Annotated in this window: 15 protein-coding genes; 5 read left to right on the top strand and 10 right to left on the bottom strand. The window is 42.7% G+C overall.

Features of this window, described 5'->3' with window-relative positions:
• Nucleotides 1-354, bottom strand: coding sequence for a hypothetical protein (locus K5R16_RS02180; RefSeq protein ID WP_220735921.1), 354 nt, complete (start codon nucleotides 352-354; stop codon nucleotides 1-3).
• A gap of 266 nt (nucleotides 355-620) precedes the next feature.
• Nucleotides 621-800, bottom strand: coding sequence for a hypothetical protein (locus K5R16_RS02175; RefSeq protein ID WP_220735920.1), 180 nt, complete (start codon nucleotides 798-800; stop codon nucleotides 621-623).
• A 390-nt stretch (nucleotides 801-1,190) separates the two neighbouring features.
• Here K5R16_RS02175 and K5R16_RS02170 point away from each other — a divergent pair, with 390 nt between their 5' ends.
• Entirely contained in the window at nucleotides 1,191-1,394 is a 204-nt protein-coding gene (locus K5R16_RS02170) for a hypothetical protein (protein ID WP_220735919.1), read from the top strand.
• Between the two features lie 66 nt (nucleotides 1,395-1,460).
• Here the strand turns inward: K5R16_RS02170 and K5R16_RS02165 are convergent, their stop codons facing one another.
• A complete protein-coding gene (locus tag K5R16_RS02165) occupies nucleotides 1,461-2,333 on the bottom strand; it encodes a LysR family transcriptional regulator (RefSeq protein WP_220735918.1) in 873 nt (290 codons plus the stop codon).
• Between the two features lie 105 nt (nucleotides 2,334-2,438).
• On the opposite strand from K5R16_RS02165, the gene K5R16_RS02160 reads away from it, so the two are divergent.
• Nucleotides 2,439-3,128, top strand: a complete 690-nt coding sequence (locus K5R16_RS02160) for a hypothetical protein (RefSeq protein WP_220735917.1) — start codon at nucleotides 2,439-2,441, stop codon at nucleotides 3,126-3,128.
• Between the two features lie 409 nt (nucleotides 3,129-3,537).
• Entirely contained in the window at nucleotides 3,538-4,896 is a 1,359-nt protein-coding gene (locus K5R16_RS02155) for an NCS2 family permease (RefSeq protein ID WP_220735916.1), read from the top strand.
• A 68-nt stretch (nucleotides 4,897-4,964) separates the two neighbouring features.
• On the opposite strand, the gene K5R16_RS02150 is transcribed toward K5R16_RS02155, so the two are convergent.
• The 4 genes from K5R16_RS02150 to K5R16_RS02135 all read right to left on the bottom strand — a co-directional run bounded on the left by K5R16_RS02150 (nucleotide 4,965) and on the right by K5R16_RS02135 (nucleotide 11,065).
• A complete protein-coding gene (locus tag K5R16_RS02150) occupies nucleotides 4,965-6,710 on the bottom strand; it encodes a GNAT family N-acyltransferase (RefSeq protein ID WP_374758371.1) in 1,746 nt (581 codons plus the stop codon).
• 23 nt (nucleotides 6,711-6,733) lie between these two features.
• On the bottom strand, nucleotides 6,734-7,657 hold the full coding sequence (locus K5R16_RS02145; protein ID WP_220735914.1) for a UDP-2,3-diacylglucosamine diphosphatase: 924 nt from the start codon (nucleotides 7,655-7,657) through the stop codon (nucleotides 6,734-6,736).
• Between the two features lie 141 nt (nucleotides 7,658-7,798).
• Nucleotides 7,799-9,154: a YjiH family protein gene (locus K5R16_RS02140; RefSeq protein WP_220735913.1), complete on the bottom strand. Its 1,356-nt coding sequence runs from the start codon at nucleotides 9,152-9,154 to the stop codon at nucleotides 7,799-7,801.
• Nucleotides 9,155-9,520: 366 nt separating this feature from the next.
• A complete protein-coding gene (locus tag K5R16_RS02135) occupies nucleotides 9,521-11,065 on the bottom strand; it encodes a methyl-accepting chemotaxis protein (protein ID WP_220735912.1) in 1,545 nt (514 codons plus the stop codon).
• A 380-nt stretch (nucleotides 11,066-11,445) separates the two neighbouring features.
• Here K5R16_RS02135 and K5R16_RS02130 point away from each other — a divergent pair, with 380 nt between their 5' ends.
• Complete coding sequence (locus K5R16_RS02130; RefSeq protein WP_220735911.1) at nucleotides 11,446-12,135, top strand: DUF998 domain-containing protein; 690 nt, start codon at nucleotides 11,446-11,448, stop codon at nucleotides 12,133-12,135.
• On the opposite strand, the gene K5R16_RS02125 is transcribed toward K5R16_RS02130, so the two are convergent.
• Together K5R16_RS02125 and K5R16_RS02120 are read right to left on the bottom strand one after the other, a co-directional pair.
• Complete coding sequence (locus K5R16_RS02125; RefSeq protein ID WP_220735910.1) at nucleotides 12,132-12,998, bottom strand: U32 family peptidase; 867 nt, start codon at nucleotides 12,996-12,998, stop codon at nucleotides 12,132-12,134. The genes K5R16_RS02130 and K5R16_RS02125 overlap by 4 nt on opposite strands.
• A gap of 29 nt (nucleotides 12,999-13,027) precedes the next feature.
• Entirely contained in the window at nucleotides 13,028-14,029 is a 1,002-nt protein-coding gene (locus tag K5R16_RS02120) for a peptidase U32 family protein (protein WP_220735909.1), read from the bottom strand.
• Between the two features lie 133 nt (nucleotides 14,030-14,162).
• Between K5R16_RS02120 and K5R16_RS02115 the strand changes: the two genes are divergently transcribed.
• Nucleotides 14,163-14,675, top strand: a complete 513-nt coding sequence (locus K5R16_RS02115; protein ID WP_220735908.1) for an SCP2 domain-containing protein — start codon at nucleotides 14,163-14,165, stop codon at nucleotides 14,673-14,675.
• A 65-nt stretch (nucleotides 14,676-14,740) separates the two neighbouring features.
• On the opposite strand, the gene rdgC is transcribed toward K5R16_RS02115, so the two are convergent.
• Nucleotides 14,741-15,652: a recombination-associated protein RdgC gene (gene rdgC / locus K5R16_RS02110; protein WP_220735907.1), complete on the bottom strand. Its 912-nt coding sequence runs from the start codon at nucleotides 15,650-15,652 to the stop codon at nucleotides 14,741-14,743.
• Nucleotides 15,653-15,867: the final 215 nt, after the last annotated feature.

Raw genomic sequence — 15,867 nt, 5'->3', positions numbered from 1 at the left:
CTAATAATCGCTAAAGATGATGTCGTCGGCGATGGCGTCTTCTACTGCCATATCATCGAGTTCATCCATGATTAAACCGTCTTCAAGATCTTGCATGTCACGGTTACAGCGATCTCGCCTGATTTCGCCTTCAATTAGGCCATCAATAGCACCGACTGCAGCGCCAATTTGCGCTCCACGTTTAGCGCCCTCTCTGCCGTCGGCAATAGCGCCTAACCCTGTGCCAATCAAGCCGCCCTCTAGTGCACCGCCGACAACATTGCCTAAGGTATCGTCGCAGTAATCAGCAAGTGAGCTTGTGGCTACACAGCTGAGGCTCAGGGTTGCCGTGATCAATAGATGTTTAAGTTTCATAGTGGTACCTCGTCGTAATAGTGTGATTAACTTGAAGCACATTTTATTTGAATATATTCAATACTAAGAGTTAGTTTGTATCGACAAATCGAATGGGTTGTTTGAGGTAGAATAACAGCGAAGATCTCACTGTTCGGCATAGGCATTTTTCGGTCTGGTCACAGTGGCTTTCTAACAAGAGGGCGGAAATGGTAGAGAGTGGATCTAGCCCAAGCTAGACCTACTCTGTGGTTTACGGTGGGTAAAGAGAATTGCTAATTAGGTTGTTACAACATGAGCTCAGCTGAAGTGATTTTAAAGCTTTGCAGATCTTCCTTTATAGCCCGCGCAGTCACTTGTTTTTTGGCACCTTGTAGCGTGGTGTCCTTAATGATGACTTTGTCTGTAAAGCGCTTAGTTGTTGCCCCTAATTGGTGATAAAACGTATAACGGATTAGATAGGTCATAGGCTTCCTAAACTAAACTAAACTAAACTAAACTAAAGTGAATTGATTCCCTTATATAATTTGCTTTAAAGAGAGGTTTTATCTCTGTCCTTGATATTTGTTAATAGCAGTTCAGAATGCTGTGATAGTTGGTTTAATATCATCAACTTCATTATTGATTTAACTGATCTCGGATAAGATTTGCCGTTATCTTATAGAAGTTTAGTGAATAGCATTTGTTAGCTATTATAGGTATAGCGAATAGGTTGTGACGATGGGAAGCTGCGTAGGAAGACGAGATGTTTTTTAATGCTTAGTTTGAAGCTACCTATTCGATTGTGTCATACAAAGTAATTAACACTATAGTTAATTTAGTTGGAAAATAGCCGCAAATCAATTTTGGAGGCTAGCATGCCAATTAAATTTCTAAATAAATTATTCACTCATAAAGCCGATGGCCTAAATAATACCAAAGCTCAAGCAGATGTTTCTTTTGTTGATAAAGGAGTGACTCTGGTTTCTACTGTCGCACTAATCGCTCTATTTGTTACTTATGAAACTTTGTTAGATGAGCAGTTGCATATTCAAGTGTTACTCGAAAATCTGCTAGGTTGAATTAAATGATATTACCTAAGCTGACCTTGACTATCTAGTTGTTAATAGATAGCCAAGGCATAAGCACTATCGCTGCATTTGTTCAACAATAAAACTCATCGCAGGCCCTTTAGGGCTGTTAGATTTCCAGATCAGATCAATTGCTGAGTACATTTTAGTTTTATTAAACTCTGGTGTGAATTGACTAATAGTGCCAATTGCCAGCTTCTCATCTAACATAGTTTTCGGTAAAAAAGCCCAGCCCAAATCTTGTTCAACTAAACGGATCATATCGTCTTGATCTGATGCCTCCCAAGTTTCCTGTGATAGTATCGTCGAGTTTTTAAGCAACTTATGCTGCAGCATACTGGTACAGGTGATCTGCCTTTCTGTGATTAGGATTTCATTATCTATCACTTCCATATCTGCAAACTTGGAGTCAGGGCTACAAACACAGACCCACTCCACTTGAGTGATGGTGACGAAATCTAAGTTTTCAGGAATAGCATCCGACGCAATATTGAAACCAAGGTTAGCTTTTTTCTCTACTAGTGCACGGTTGAGTTCATCACCAAATAACTTAACCAACTTGATACGGGTAAATGGGAATGCTTGCGCCATTTTTTCAAGCGCTGAATCAAATACTGACATAGGCACAAGAGGGTCAGCGGCAATGACCAATTCATCTTCAACTTCTTCGATTGTACCTTGAGCATAGTTTTCCATTCTATTGGCTTGGCGAATGATAACTTTTGCTTGTTGATATAGCCGCTCACCCTGCTGGGTCAGCGTAGGGTATTTAGTGCTTCGATCAAATAGATTAACCCCTAAGTCAAGTTCAAGGTTGTTGACCCCAATACTGACAGAGCTTTGGCTTTTACCTATGTGTCTAGCAGCGGCCGAAAAAGAGCCTTTTTCTGCTGCAGCTACAAATGCGTTAAGTTGTTCAAGATTTAGCATTGGTCACCTATTCGTTTTGTTAATGTTATCTGATTTAACCTATTAAACATCTTTTGGGATACTGGCGCCAGTTAATTATTCGAATCAAACCCAAGAGGCACTATTATGAAAACACTTACTTCAACATTAACTGCACTATCAATCGCAACTTTATTCTCTTTCAATGCTTTTGCTGCAGAGCCAGAAGTTGAGCAAGATGTTAACTACGGTGATCCAACTGCCAGTTTCTCAACCGTCGGTATCTCTGCCAATAAAGATACTACTCAACTAAATGGTATGGTCGGTTTTGGTGCCAATATTTTCCAGCTTGATATTGCTGCCGACAATAAAACTGGCGATTTAAACGGCCGTGGTCGCTACTTTCATGTGACTGATGGCCTTGGTTACTCTGTTGACGTACTTGCTGATGCAAACTCTCAAACTGTTCTCGGTGGCCTAATCTATAAGTTCCAGGTAACTGACAACATTTCTATCTTCCCAATGCTTAGCGGTGGTGCCACACAGGTGAAACGCCCTGGTGAAGACAACAAATATGACCGTTCAGGTCTTGCTCAGGCCGGCATATATGCAATGTACGGATTTGATGCCGGTCACTGGATATATGCTAACCCGAAGACAACTTACCACCTGAAGAACAAAGAGTTCATTAACCAAATAGAAGTGGGTGGCGGCTTTATGGTGACCAGTAATATCTCTGTCGGCGCCAAGGTTGAGTACACTGCTGAGCACAAAAACCAGTTTGGCACCATGAAAGCTGACACTGTGACTTGGTTACAAGCAAACTACTATTTTTAAAAGACTTGTATTGAAGATAGTCGCTAGGCAGATTAGACCTGCTATTAATGCAACAGAGCAAAATTGAATTGCACACTGTTCGCCTTAGAAAACACCGCTACTTAAAATAGCGGTGTTTTTACATATGTAACTCAAAACTGTTAGCTGTTTCGTATCTCAACGCACTATATTACGGTACACTCCGCGCCAACAAAGGTTATGTTGGTAAGAGTAAATTTTACCAGATAATGTTTGTCAGCAATTGACTGGTAAAATTGCTGACAGCAAGACTCGCAGGTCACTGACGCAAGCCGCGTTAAGTGGATCTCTCACCCAAGTTTAATTACTTTGGGGCTCTACCTGCCATAGCCGTGTCGCTAATGAATTGTCGTTAGTTAACTGATATTTAAGAGATCAAGGTAAAATAATTATGAAGTCTGAACAGACGCTGGCAAGCTCTAGTGCTCCCTCCGATTCACTCTTGGATCGATATTTCAATATTTCAGCCCGTGGCAGTACCTTAAAACGTGAAGTTATCGCTGGCTTTACCACGTTTTTAGCCATGGTTTACTCCGTTATTGTGGTACCAAACATGCTAGGCACTGCCGGTTTTGATCCTGCGGCTGTGTTTATTGCGACCTGTTTAATTGCCGCTTTTGGCTCTTTACTTATGGGGCTATGGGCTAATCTGCCAATGGCGATTGGTTGCGCAATCTCGCTGACTGCATTTACCGCTTTTAGTATGGTGTTAGGGCAGGGGATTTCGATTCCAGTCACACTTGGCGCTATCTTTCTAATGGGTATTGTATTTACTCTTGTCAGTGTGACCGGCATACGCCAGTGGGTACTGACCAATTTACCCAAGGGTATTGCTCACGGAACAGGCATCGGCATTGGCTTATTCCTGTTACTTATTGCGACCAATAGCGTGAATTTGATTGTGTCGAATGACGCTGGCTTACCAGTAAAGCTTGGCGATATTAATAGTCTACCTGTTATAGCAACGATTGTTGGTCTTGCGGCCACTATCGGGCTTGAGCGCCGCGGTATGCCGGGCGGTATCTTGTTAGTTATTATCGCGTTGTCTGTGTTTGGTTTAGTGTTCGACCCGAGCGTAACTTATCAGGGATTATTTGCACTGCCTGACTTAATGTCTGAAACCTCACTTATCGGTCAGCTTGATGTGATGGGAGCACTCAACCCAGTGGTATTGCCTATTGTTCTGGCATTAGTGATGACCGCAATTTTTGATGCCACAGGTACCATTCGAGCAGTGGCTGGCCAAGCAGAATTGCTTGATGAAAAAGACAATATTGTCGGTGGTGGTAAAGCGCTGACATCAGATTCTGTCAGTAGTATTTTTGCTGGTGTTGTCGGCGGAGCTCCAGCGGCTGTCTATATCGAATCGGCGGCGGGCACTGCGGCGGGTGGAAAGACGGGTCTTACGGCGACGATTGTAGGTGTTCTGTTTTTGCTAATGATGTTCTTAGCACCTCTGAGCTATTTAGTTCCGGCTTACGCGACTGCGCCAGCATTGATGTATGTTGGACTGCTCATGCTAAGTAACGTCACCAAGCTTGATTTTGACGATAAAGTCGATGCAATGGCAGGCCTAACTTGTGCGGTATTCATTATCTTAAGCTGTAACATCGTTACTGGTATTATGCTTGGTTTTGTGACGTTAGTTATAGGCAGAATTTGTAGTGGTGAGTGGCGCAAATTAAAGCTAGGTGTGTTAGCGATTACTATCGGTTTGGTCGTCTTCTATATGGGTGGCTGGGCGATTTAAACTGTTCTCTTAGCAAGATTAACTCAACTGAGCCAGCCTATAAAGCTGGCTCTTTTTTATCTTAAGCACTACTTTATGGCACCTACTTCTGCTTGGTGACAGTCAAAATAACGGCTGCGCTTCTTATCTTTCAGTTTCAGGGTATCAACAAGCACTAGTCCATCAATGCAATCGCCAAACTCAGCATCTATGCCGAAATCGAGAAAGCTAACCCCATCATCATGACACAATTCGCCATATTGCTTATAGAGCGCAGGGACTGCTGCGCCCATACTGGCCATGGTTTGTTTGAGTTGTTTAAAGCCCTGAGAATAGTCTAACTGGGAGTATTGTTTGTTGAGTTGCTGTAGCTTGTCTTCATTGAAAATATAGGGACTAAATGAATGCGCTAGAGGTTGCTCATTAGAAAATTGGGTTTTATAGAAGTGGATTAATCGCTCTTTTGCCGGGTCTGGTAAATGATCGCTTAAAGAAACCGGACCAAATAAATAACGATATTGTGGGTTTTTAACGAGGAATGCACCAATCCCAACCCAGAGGTAATCTAAACTTCGCTTCCCCCAGTACTTTGGTTGTACAAAACTCCGACCGAGCTCTAGGCCTTGTTCAAAGTAGGGCGCAAAGGCGGGTTGATATTTAAAGAGTGACTGGCTATACAGTGCATTACTTCCCTGTTTTTGATGTACCTCTTTGGCGCCTGCGAAACGGTATGAACCGACGATCTCTAAGTCGACGGGATCCCATAAAACCAAATGTTGATAGTAGCGATCGTATTTATCTGTATCTCGGCGCATACCGGTACCTTCACCTACCGCGCGAAAGGCTATCTCTCTGAGGCGACCAATCTCGCGCATGATCGGATTACTTGATTGATGCTGATATAGAAAAATCTTCTTAGCGTCGCTGGTCTCTCCAAGGAGCTCACATTGTAACAGTGCCGTTTGTAATTCACTGCGAGACTCAGGGTGCGCGATTGCACTTTGGGTGGTAAATAGTGGACTGCGATTTTTACCAATGCGATAAAGATGATTTTTGAGTAGCTTAACTTTTGTTTTTAGGGGGAAATCAGAGCTATTTACCACCTCCTTTGGGATCAACTCTCCAATACGCACAGGCATGGTTTTCTTTGCTTGTTTAAACATCTCTTTTACCAGCATCAAGCTGGCTAATGGTTTATAAAGCATTGAAGCGCCATAAAAAGCAGCTGAGTTTTTGGCATCTGCATGCATAGGTAACAAGGGCGCATTACAGGCTTTAGCTATTTTTAGAAAGCCACTGTGCCAGTGAAGATCGACAACACCTGTAGGGCGCAAGCGTGAAACTTCTCCACTGGGGAAAATCAGCACCGCCCCTTCATTGCGCAGGTGCTTGTGAATATTATCTAGATGCTGTTTTGGGGTACCGCCGGTCATGTTGCGCACTGGTAATAATATCGAGTGCAATGGCTCCAGCGCCATCAGTAGCTCATTGGCGACCACTTTGATATCGGGTCTTACTTTACTGATAAGCTTTATCATGGCTAAAGCATCGAGCGAACCAATTGGGTGGTTAGCATAAATAACCACCCGCCCCTCTATCGGAATATTCTCAACTTCATTGTTAGGAACGCTGTAACTGAAATTGAAGCTGTTGAGTACTTGTTCGACAAAGTCGACGCCCTGTAAAAATGAAAATTTGTTGGCAATGTCATTGCACTCTTTTTCTTTAAGTAGATAACGAAGCATTGCTTTGGTGGGAGTTGCTAACCATGGACTCTTATCGAGCAATGGTAAGTTCTTTTCAACGACATTATCGACGGTAAAAATCATAATCAGGCCCTTCTATGGCTGTTAAGAGGTTAGGCTACACGTCTAGTTTTTGGCGAATCGCGCTGCGGACTAAATTGAAAAGCGCTAATCAGTCGGGCGCTGCTTGTCGATTCTTGCCACTTCAAAAGTTGTATATCACCAGATTGAGATTCAGCGACAAAAGTACAGTTTTCTACCCAGTCTCCGTCATTGGCATAAATAATATTGTTTGTGAGGCTAAGTTCGGGCTGGTGGATATGGCCACAGACGACCACATCAGCCCCTTTAGATTTTGCATAGCGTATGACGGCACTACGGTAGTTATTGATGGCTTGTTGAGCTTTGCCGACTCTAAGTTTCACGTAACTTGCCAGCGACCAATAAGGGTAACCTAAGTGGTTACGAACTCTATGCAGTTGTCGATTTAGAAATAACAGTAGATCATAAAGGTGGTCGCCTAACTTGGCGTAGGCGCGGCCAATACACACTTCGGAATCAAACTGATCGCCGTGCACCATTAATACTTTGCGGTTAGAGGCGGTGATGTGAATGTGCTCTGTACTAATGGTCAGATCCCAAAGGTGGAATCCATCATAAGGTTTGAATACATCATCATGATTACCGGGAATATACACAATATGTGTTCCTTCGCGGGCCATTTTTAGTAGTTTCTGTAGGATAAGGTTGTGGCTCTGTGGCCAGAGAAACTTACGCTTTAGCGCCCAAATGTCGATGATGTCGCCAACGAGAAATAGTTTATCGGTGTGCAGTGAATTTAGCAGTTGTAGCAGATACTCAGCCTTGCAGTCTTTGCTGCCGAGGTGAACATCCGACAACCAAATGGCATTGAAGTGTCGCTCAGTGCTATTTTTCTCGGTGTTATTGATTGGCGATATGCTATCAATATGACTCACGAGTGCACTGCTCAAAAGTGCTGTTTTGCTGTGTGCTAATCCTTGCTGCTTCTCTTTCATTGTCCTGCCAGTTAACGCTGGGGGATGCCGATAGAGTAAAAGCGATAGTTGACTGCAAGATGAATATTTTATGGCAAATTAATGACGCGCATAAAAAAGAGCGCCTCAGCGCTCTTTTTTATATTGCTAGTGATTATTCGATTAGAAAATCAGGTGTGCAATACCAGCGATAACAGGCAAAGTAACCAATGTTCTTAAGATAAACACCACTGCAAGCTCAAGGAAGTTGACTGGGATTTTACTGCCCATCAATAGTGCACCAACTTCGCTCATGTAGATAAGCTGAGTGACCGATAGCGCAGCAATAATAAAGCGAGTCATGTCTGATTCAATTGAGCTGGCAAGAATAGCGGGAATAAACATATCCGCAAAACCGACCACAATTGTTTTAGAGGCTTCAGCAGCTTCAGGCACTTGTAGCAACTCTAGTAGCGGAATAAATGGCATGCCTAGATAATTAAATACAGGCGTAAATTCGGCAATCATTAGGGCGATGGTACCGATCCCCATGACGACTGGTATCACGCCAAAAATCATATCAACAACGTTTTTAACGCCGTCAGTTAAAGTATGTTTGATACCGCCTGCACGTGAGGCTTTTGTTAATGCTTGATCGAGTCCCCAAGAGAAAACACCGTGACCCGCTGGAATAACCTCGTCATCTTTATGGCGTGGTGTTTCATCAATATAGAGATCTTTCTTCCAAGACAGTGGTGGTAGCTTAGGCACGATTATCGCGGCGACAAAGCCAGCAAAACAGACTGTTAAATAGAAGGGAACAAATAGATGCTCGAGTTGTACCTGTGAAATAACCACCAGCGAGAAAGTGATTGATACTGCTGAGAAGGTCGTTCCAATAACTGCAGCTTCACGTTGGGTATAAAAACGTGCTTCATACTGCTTACTGGTCATTAAGATCCCTACGCTACCATCACCTAACCAAGATGCCATACAGTCAATGGCGCTGCGTCCTGGTAAGTTAAAGATAGGGCGCATAATCTTAGTAAGCAGGGTGCCCAGTAGTTCTAGTAAACCAAAGTTAAGCAAAAGCGGCAGTAACATGCCTGCAAATAAAAACACCGAGAACAATACAGGTAAGAGGTCGTTCAATACCAGTGCTCCAGTATCGTCAGAACGAATAGCTTCAGGACCAACACCAAAGAAAGTCAGGCTGATAAAGATAGCACCTAGAATGCGAATGACTAACCATATTGGTGTGACATTAAACAATGAGTTTAAGAAACTATTTTCTGTGACCAATTTGGGTTTAATTGCTTTTACCAGTGCGGAGGCTATCGCTGTGAAGATAACAATACCTGTCACGATACCGATAAGCGCATCACCGAGGAAACTCTGTAAAGATTTCGAGATAATAGCAATAGGAATCGTGATCGCATCTTGATAGCTGATAGGGGTCATGAATAACAGCAGACCGATCAGTGATGGCACAATAAACGTAAGTATTGTTTTAATGTTGTGGGTTTGTTTTTCTGACACTTTTTTCTACCCTAAATATCGAGTTCTGCTTTGCAGCCTAAAAACTGAGTTTTGTACTTAAGCAAAAAATGTATTGAATATTCATTCAACTGCTAACAGGCGAGGTTACCGCCTTAAAACATCTATGTAAAACGATTCTACCGATATAGAAAATATATCAAGCTGTGCGAATAGTTATTAACTCTAAATGACTAAATATATTGTATAGGAAGATGCAGTGAAAAAACAAAATTATTTTTTGTTTAATTCTATTCAAAACAATGTTTTAAGTTTGTTTTTTGATTGTTGGCTTTTGGTGTGTTTGTTGTGGTTTTTTAGTTGTCGCTACTAAAGTTTGTAACGACAACTATTACAAAGTACTGCAAACTAACTAAATGTTTTCCTCAAAGATTTTGCTTTTTCGGCGTTAATCTTTAGTTCTTTAACTGCTAATTCCACCACATCAATCGCGCCCAAATTTTCTGCTGAGGCTCGGCTAATGTGGCTGATATTTTGGTTGATTTCATCAACAACCAGCGTTTGTTGCTCTGCGGCAACTGCATTTTGTTGCGCTAAATCATGAATATTTCTGACGGCTTCGTAAATGGTGTCGACTTTTTGAGCCGATTGCTGTGCATCATCGGTGCATAGCAATGCTTGAGATTTGCTTTCATCCATCTGCTTCGACCATTGCGTTAGCATCGAAAACATCTTATCGACGCTTTTTGAGATACTTTCGGTAGATTGTTGGGTGCGGCTCGACAGCGCACGAACCTCATCAGCAACCACGGCAAAGCCACGACCTTGTTCACCGGCTCTAGCAGCTTCAATCGCAGCATTAAGGGCGAGTAGGTTAGTTTGTTCTGCTATGGCATCAATTTCAGACATGGCGCTGGCGACACGTTCAGCTTCTTTGTTGAGTAATAATGCATTCGCTGCGGCTTCTGATACTGACTCTGTGAGTTCATTAATACTGTTGGCACTCTTTTGCATCTTCTCTCGACTGTCATCGCAAAGGACATAAGTGTCCTGAATGCTGTCAGAGGTTGACTTAATATTACTGGCGACTTCGGTAATAGTGGCTGCCATCTCTTCGGTAGCACTAGCGATTTGCTCTATCTGTTGGCTTTCAACATCAAGCCCGACATGTGCTTGAGTTGCTGCGGTGACTAGTTGATTTGATATGTCATCAATGTGTTCGGCGTTATCTTGCGAGCGGCCTAGCACACCTTGTAACTTGGCATCTTTCATCATCAATTGGAAATCGAGCAGTGAGGAGGTGTCACGCCCACAGTAGATAAAGCGGCTAACTGAATCGTGTTGCTGCTTCATTTGCATTAAACGGGCAGGTATACGAAAAGCTTCATCGTAGAAAATGGCGAGATTGATACCCATTAGTAAAATACCGGCTAAAATCACCCCCCAGCCCCAAATATAACCCGCGACGGCTAAGCCTAGGCTGGCACACACCGCTGAGAGTACGCGCTTGTTGGTTAGGCTAATGGGGTCGTTAACGGCCTTGCCATTGTTGAGTCGTTGATAAATTTTCTGTGCTTGGCTGACGTACTCGGCTTTAGGGGCTACGCGCACTGATTGATATCCGACGAGATCCCCTTGCTCAAACAGCGGTGAAACAAAGGCGTCAACCCAATAAAAGTTGCCATTTTTACAGCGGTTTTTAACGATACCGCGCCAAGACTGTCCAGCCTCTAGTTTTTGCCACATCTCTTTAAAGGCTGCTTTGGGCATATCTGAGTGGCGGACTAGCTTGTGGTTCTGGCCAATCAGTTCCTGCTCAGAATAGCCAGAAACTTCAATAAATCGTGGGTTGGCATAGGTAATAACACCTCGCTTGTCAGTGCTTGATATTAATTGGTCTGAATTGTTGAGCCTAACTTCCCGGTTGGCTGTGTTTGCATTGTTTGTTGTCATTATTATTCCATGTGACTGCAAATGGCATTACGAGGTTTATGTCGTAAATGTACTAATGGGTATAACCACTTGGCTGAAATATAACATTAATACACCCACTTTTAATCAGGTTTTTCTAATTTTTTTAATGAAATATTAGCTAAAAGTGCATTGCGCTTTTTTGGTGTAACTTTCTGGGTTTATTCTCTTTTTAGTCTTATCCATCTTCATTGTTTTGGATATTAAACTTGAAAATATGGGCGGTAAACGATAAAAGTAACATGTGCGCTACAATTGGTGGCGTTGTAAAGCTTGTTAAAAACCTGAGCTAGACCTCTTTAACTAGGGCTAAATCGATATATATTTGATGATGCCATTAGAAATTATAAAAATAGGAATATATGGTAGCTCGGATACAGAATAAGGTTTCTACGCTCGCATTTCGCTTTGGTATGCTAGGAGTCTTCGGATTATTGCTAGGCTTGCTGATGTCTGTGCTGACATTTGAGCAGTATGACGGTAGAGGTTTTAGCTTTTTGAACCATACGCTCAGTGAGTTGGGTAATTATGGCCACTCCTATTTTGCAGTAATCATTAATGGCGGACTATTCTTTGGTAGTTTGAGTGTGGTGCTGTTTTGTTTGTTTTCTTTACAAATTGCAGACTCGCCTTGGTCTTACCCATTTTTCGCCTGTTTAGCGCTGACATTTTTTAGTCTTGCTGCAATAGGGCTGTTCCCAATCAATGTTTATCATTTACATACTGCGGCAATTCAATACTTCTTTATTTTCGGCAGTACCAGCTCGGTGTTATATGGACTGTATTTATTAGTGGGCAAAGGACGATTATTCTCACGGACTACCAGCATTTTGGCATCTTGCTCGTTCATCAGCATGGCGGCATTTCTAATTGTACCTTTGCTAGGGTTAGAGTTGACTGAAGGTGATAGGGCATTTTATCAGGAGATGCTGGTTGAGATGCATCGTCCTGATATTTGGTGGCCTGCGGTGTTTGAATGGGTAGGGATCAGCTGTTTCGTGGCTTGGACCACCAACGTCATGTTAAATTTAAAGCCTACATTTAAGTCCTAGTTAACCTGTGCTAACCCTGAGGTTTGATGCCAATATCCGTTGCATGTGAGAGGCTCTGGCAGTTGCGGCTTAGACAGAATACTCTCAGCGACTTCGATGCTCTTTAAGCTACTTGGAGAGACTCTAAAGTAGTTGATTCCCATCTGTTGCATCTGGGCAATATCCGCTGAAAGATCAATTTGACTGGCAGACTGAGTCTGAATACCGTTAATCCTTAGTAACGGTTGTTGGTCTTGGGTTTGAGCGAGTAACCCTTTTGAGTGCGACAAGCATACCGTTTGACAGTTATCTTTAGGCAGCCCCTGTTGTTTGGCCGTAAAACAGCGAGCAGAATGCGCCAGTGGCAAATACCCATGAGCAAACACCTCTATTTCAAAGGGGAGAGGGGCTCCACTCGTGGCTAATTCAGCTTCGATAACATTGGTTAGCCAAGTTTTAGACAACTCTATAGGCATCACAAAACGTTGCATGCCCCATTGATGCAGTTTTTTTAGCGTCGCCAAATTGTAGTTATTGATAGTGGGACCACAGACAAAGGGTAAACCAATCTCTTTTGCTGCTTGCACTGCACCGATATCATTAGCCTCGATAATGAATTCACCATTGTTAACCTGCTTTTTTAGCTCAGTGTATTCTGATGGCGCTTCTAATAACGCTAGCGTAGATAGAATCACTTCCTTACCTGACTCTCGTAGCATCTGCGCTAGTTTTAAATAGTCGCTAAATTTTACTTGTCTGCGTCTACTGCAAACGGTTTCACCAAGATAGACGACGGGAATATTGCTGTCAGCTACCTGCTGATAGAACTGGCTGACTTTTTCTTTTGACCAGCAATACTGTATTGGCCCGAGAGATGTTTTCATTATCTTTCCTTTAAAAATAAGCAGTGCTGTTACTGCCAAGTTCGCTCATAGGCGCCGAGTGTGGTTGTTTGCCCTTCAGAGACTTTGTTTAAAGCTGCATTCCACTCTTGCTGGGTTTGGTATTTCTCAGGTGCTGATAAGTAACTATCGATTGCAGCGCGCCATACTCGTGTCACTTGCTCAACATAAGCTGGGCTGCGTTGACGGCCTTCTATTTTTAGAGACACTACGTTTGCTTTGGCAAGTTCAGGCAATAAACTTAAGGTGTTTAAACTGGTCGGCGCCTCAAGAATGTGGCTAGCGGTACTGTTTTCATCTGTGGTGTAACGACCTTTACAGACGACTGGGTAACCCATCTGTTCATCAACACCAGACTTATCAATAAGTACATCGTTTAACCAAGTTAACCTATCACTGCCATCCTCTTGCCAACGTACATGTTTTGCCGGTGAGCAGGAGCCGCCAGTATTAGGAGATTGGCCGGTGACGTATGAAGATAGATGGCAGCGGCCTTCAGCCATAATGCATAAACTGCCGAATGCGAAAACTTCTAAGTCAACAGGGGTGACTTTAGACAGGTCTCTGACCTGCTTCATCGACAATACCCGTGGCAAAACTGCGCGTTCGATATTAAATGCTTCTTTATAAAGCGTTAGCGCACCAAGATTAGTCGCGCTGGCTTGCACTGATAAGTGCAACGGCAAGTGTGGGTAGCGGCTATGGGCGTAATCGAGTAATGATATATCCGCCATAATGAGCGCATCAACACCGGTTGCCGCGGCCAAATCTATGGCTTGATACCAGCGAGTTTCTTCACCTGGTTTTGGAAAGGTATTAATGGTCAGAAATACTTTCTTGCCGCATTTTTTAGTGTACTCAACAGCCTGTTGTAGTTTTTTGGGAGTAAAGTTTAAACCTGCAAAAGAACGGGCATTGGTATCATCTTTTAGTCCTAGATAGACCGCATCGGCGCCAGCATTTAGCGCAATTTTTAATGATGCGAGATTACCCGCGGGGCACAGCAGTTCCATATATTTGGCTCCAATGATAAGGAATCAGGAGTTTAAAAGGGAATGAAGATCAAATTTTTGATGTAAAACAGGTTTGTGATCATAAAAGCTAGGTAAGATCACTTTCTTTGTATCAATGCTGGAGCATTTTTAAATGCAAGGTTTACTTCCCAATAGTTTGGCTAAAAAAATTCTGAATATTGGCCCTAAGGCGCTATCACAACCGTTAGCATTTATCCCGTTCTCTTTAAAGGCTGATCTTTTAAAGCGGATACTAGGCTTGATGCTTGCTGAGCAAGCAAGGGATGATGAGCTTGAATTTTTATTGGATCGTTGGGTTGCTATCGAAGTTGAAGATTTAGCTTTAACCTTTGAGGTGAGTTACAACGGTAGTTGGTTAGTCCGACCATTACAAAATGCAGAAGTGACGTTTAAGAGTGACTCAAAAGCGTTACTTTTAGTTGCTGCGGCGAAAGAAGATCCCGATACGCTATTTTTTCAACGTAAACTCAGTATTGAAGGTGATACAGAGCTTGGGCTTGAAGTGAAAAACTTATTACTTGGTGTGGAGTTCGATTCAATGCCTAAAGCGGTAAGCACTGCCGTCACTAAGCTGGCGGAAGCGTTGCAATCATTACAGAGAAGCGCAGAGCCACAAGTAGCTTGAATTTAATCAACATAACAAAAAAGGCGCCGTTGGCGCCTTTTCTTTTAGCAAATAAGAAGTTGGTATTAAATACTGTCTTCTAGTCCACCAAGTGCTTCTACGACGGCATTCACCAAGGCAATTAGCTCGCTGCCCATTAAGGCAAAGTCTGCATCTAAACGCGCCATTGGATCTTCATTGCCTAAATCGTCATTACCCGCTCTGAACTCTTCAGAGAACTTAAGGCGTTTAATCGCTGCATCAGACTGAAGTAAGAAGGCTACTGATTGACCAAAGTGTAATGCTAGTTTATGAACTTGCTTACCGACTTCAATGTGCGCCAATACTTCGTTTTCACTCAAATCTTGCTGCTTAAAGCGAACAATTCCACCTTCATCTGAATCACTTTTTAATTCAGCTTCATCTTGCATCTCAAAAGGTGCAGGTGTTTTGCTCTCTTTTAACCATTCCGTTAATTGGCTTTCAATCGGCGTTTTAAAGCTCATCGGAATAATAGGTAAAGTACCAATGGCTTTACGCAGTAGCGCCATTAGCTCTTCAGACTTAGCAGCACTCGAGCTATCGACCAAGATCATCTGGATCTCAGGTAAAATCAGTGCGCGAATTTGACTGCGACGAGAAAAGGCTCTTGGCAATAATGTGGTGGTAATCTCATCTTTTAATGCGTCTTTCTCTTTTTTCGCAAGTTTACGACCATCTTCAGATTCAAGAAGTGCAACTTTCTCCTCTAATGCTTCTTTAATGACTTGAGCTGGGAGAATTTTTTCCTCTTTGGTTGCGCAGATAAGATGCCTGTCTGCTGCGGTATGGACCAAAGTGTCGCCATGCTTACCAAATGCGTTAGAGAAGCCAAACTTGCTGATATCTTGGCTTGAGCATGGAGAGAAGGTGAAGTCTTCCAGTGATTTTTCCATTGATTCAGTGTCAACAGAGAAGGGCTTGTTAAAGCGGTAGACAGTTAGATTTTTAAACCACATAGATTAAGTGCTCAGTCAAAATTAAAGCCGCAGTGTAAGTCATTGTCAGGTTCGGGTAAACCGCTTAGGTGTGTAGATACTGGATGTGATTGTCACATTTAACCAAACTGTCATATTTCAACAGGGATGCTTGAAAGCCCCGTTTTCAAAGGCTTTCTAGATCCTAAGTTGCAATTTATGAACAATTGGAGCTCGATTTAGTATTTGCTGAAATA

It is taken from the genome of Shewanella sp. c952 (genome assembly GCF_019654975.1).
In the GTDB taxonomy this organism is placed as follows: domain Bacteria; phylum Pseudomonadota; class Gammaproteobacteria; order Enterobacterales; family Shewanellaceae; genus Shewanella.
This window is presented reverse-complemented; position numbering and strand designations above follow the sequence as displayed.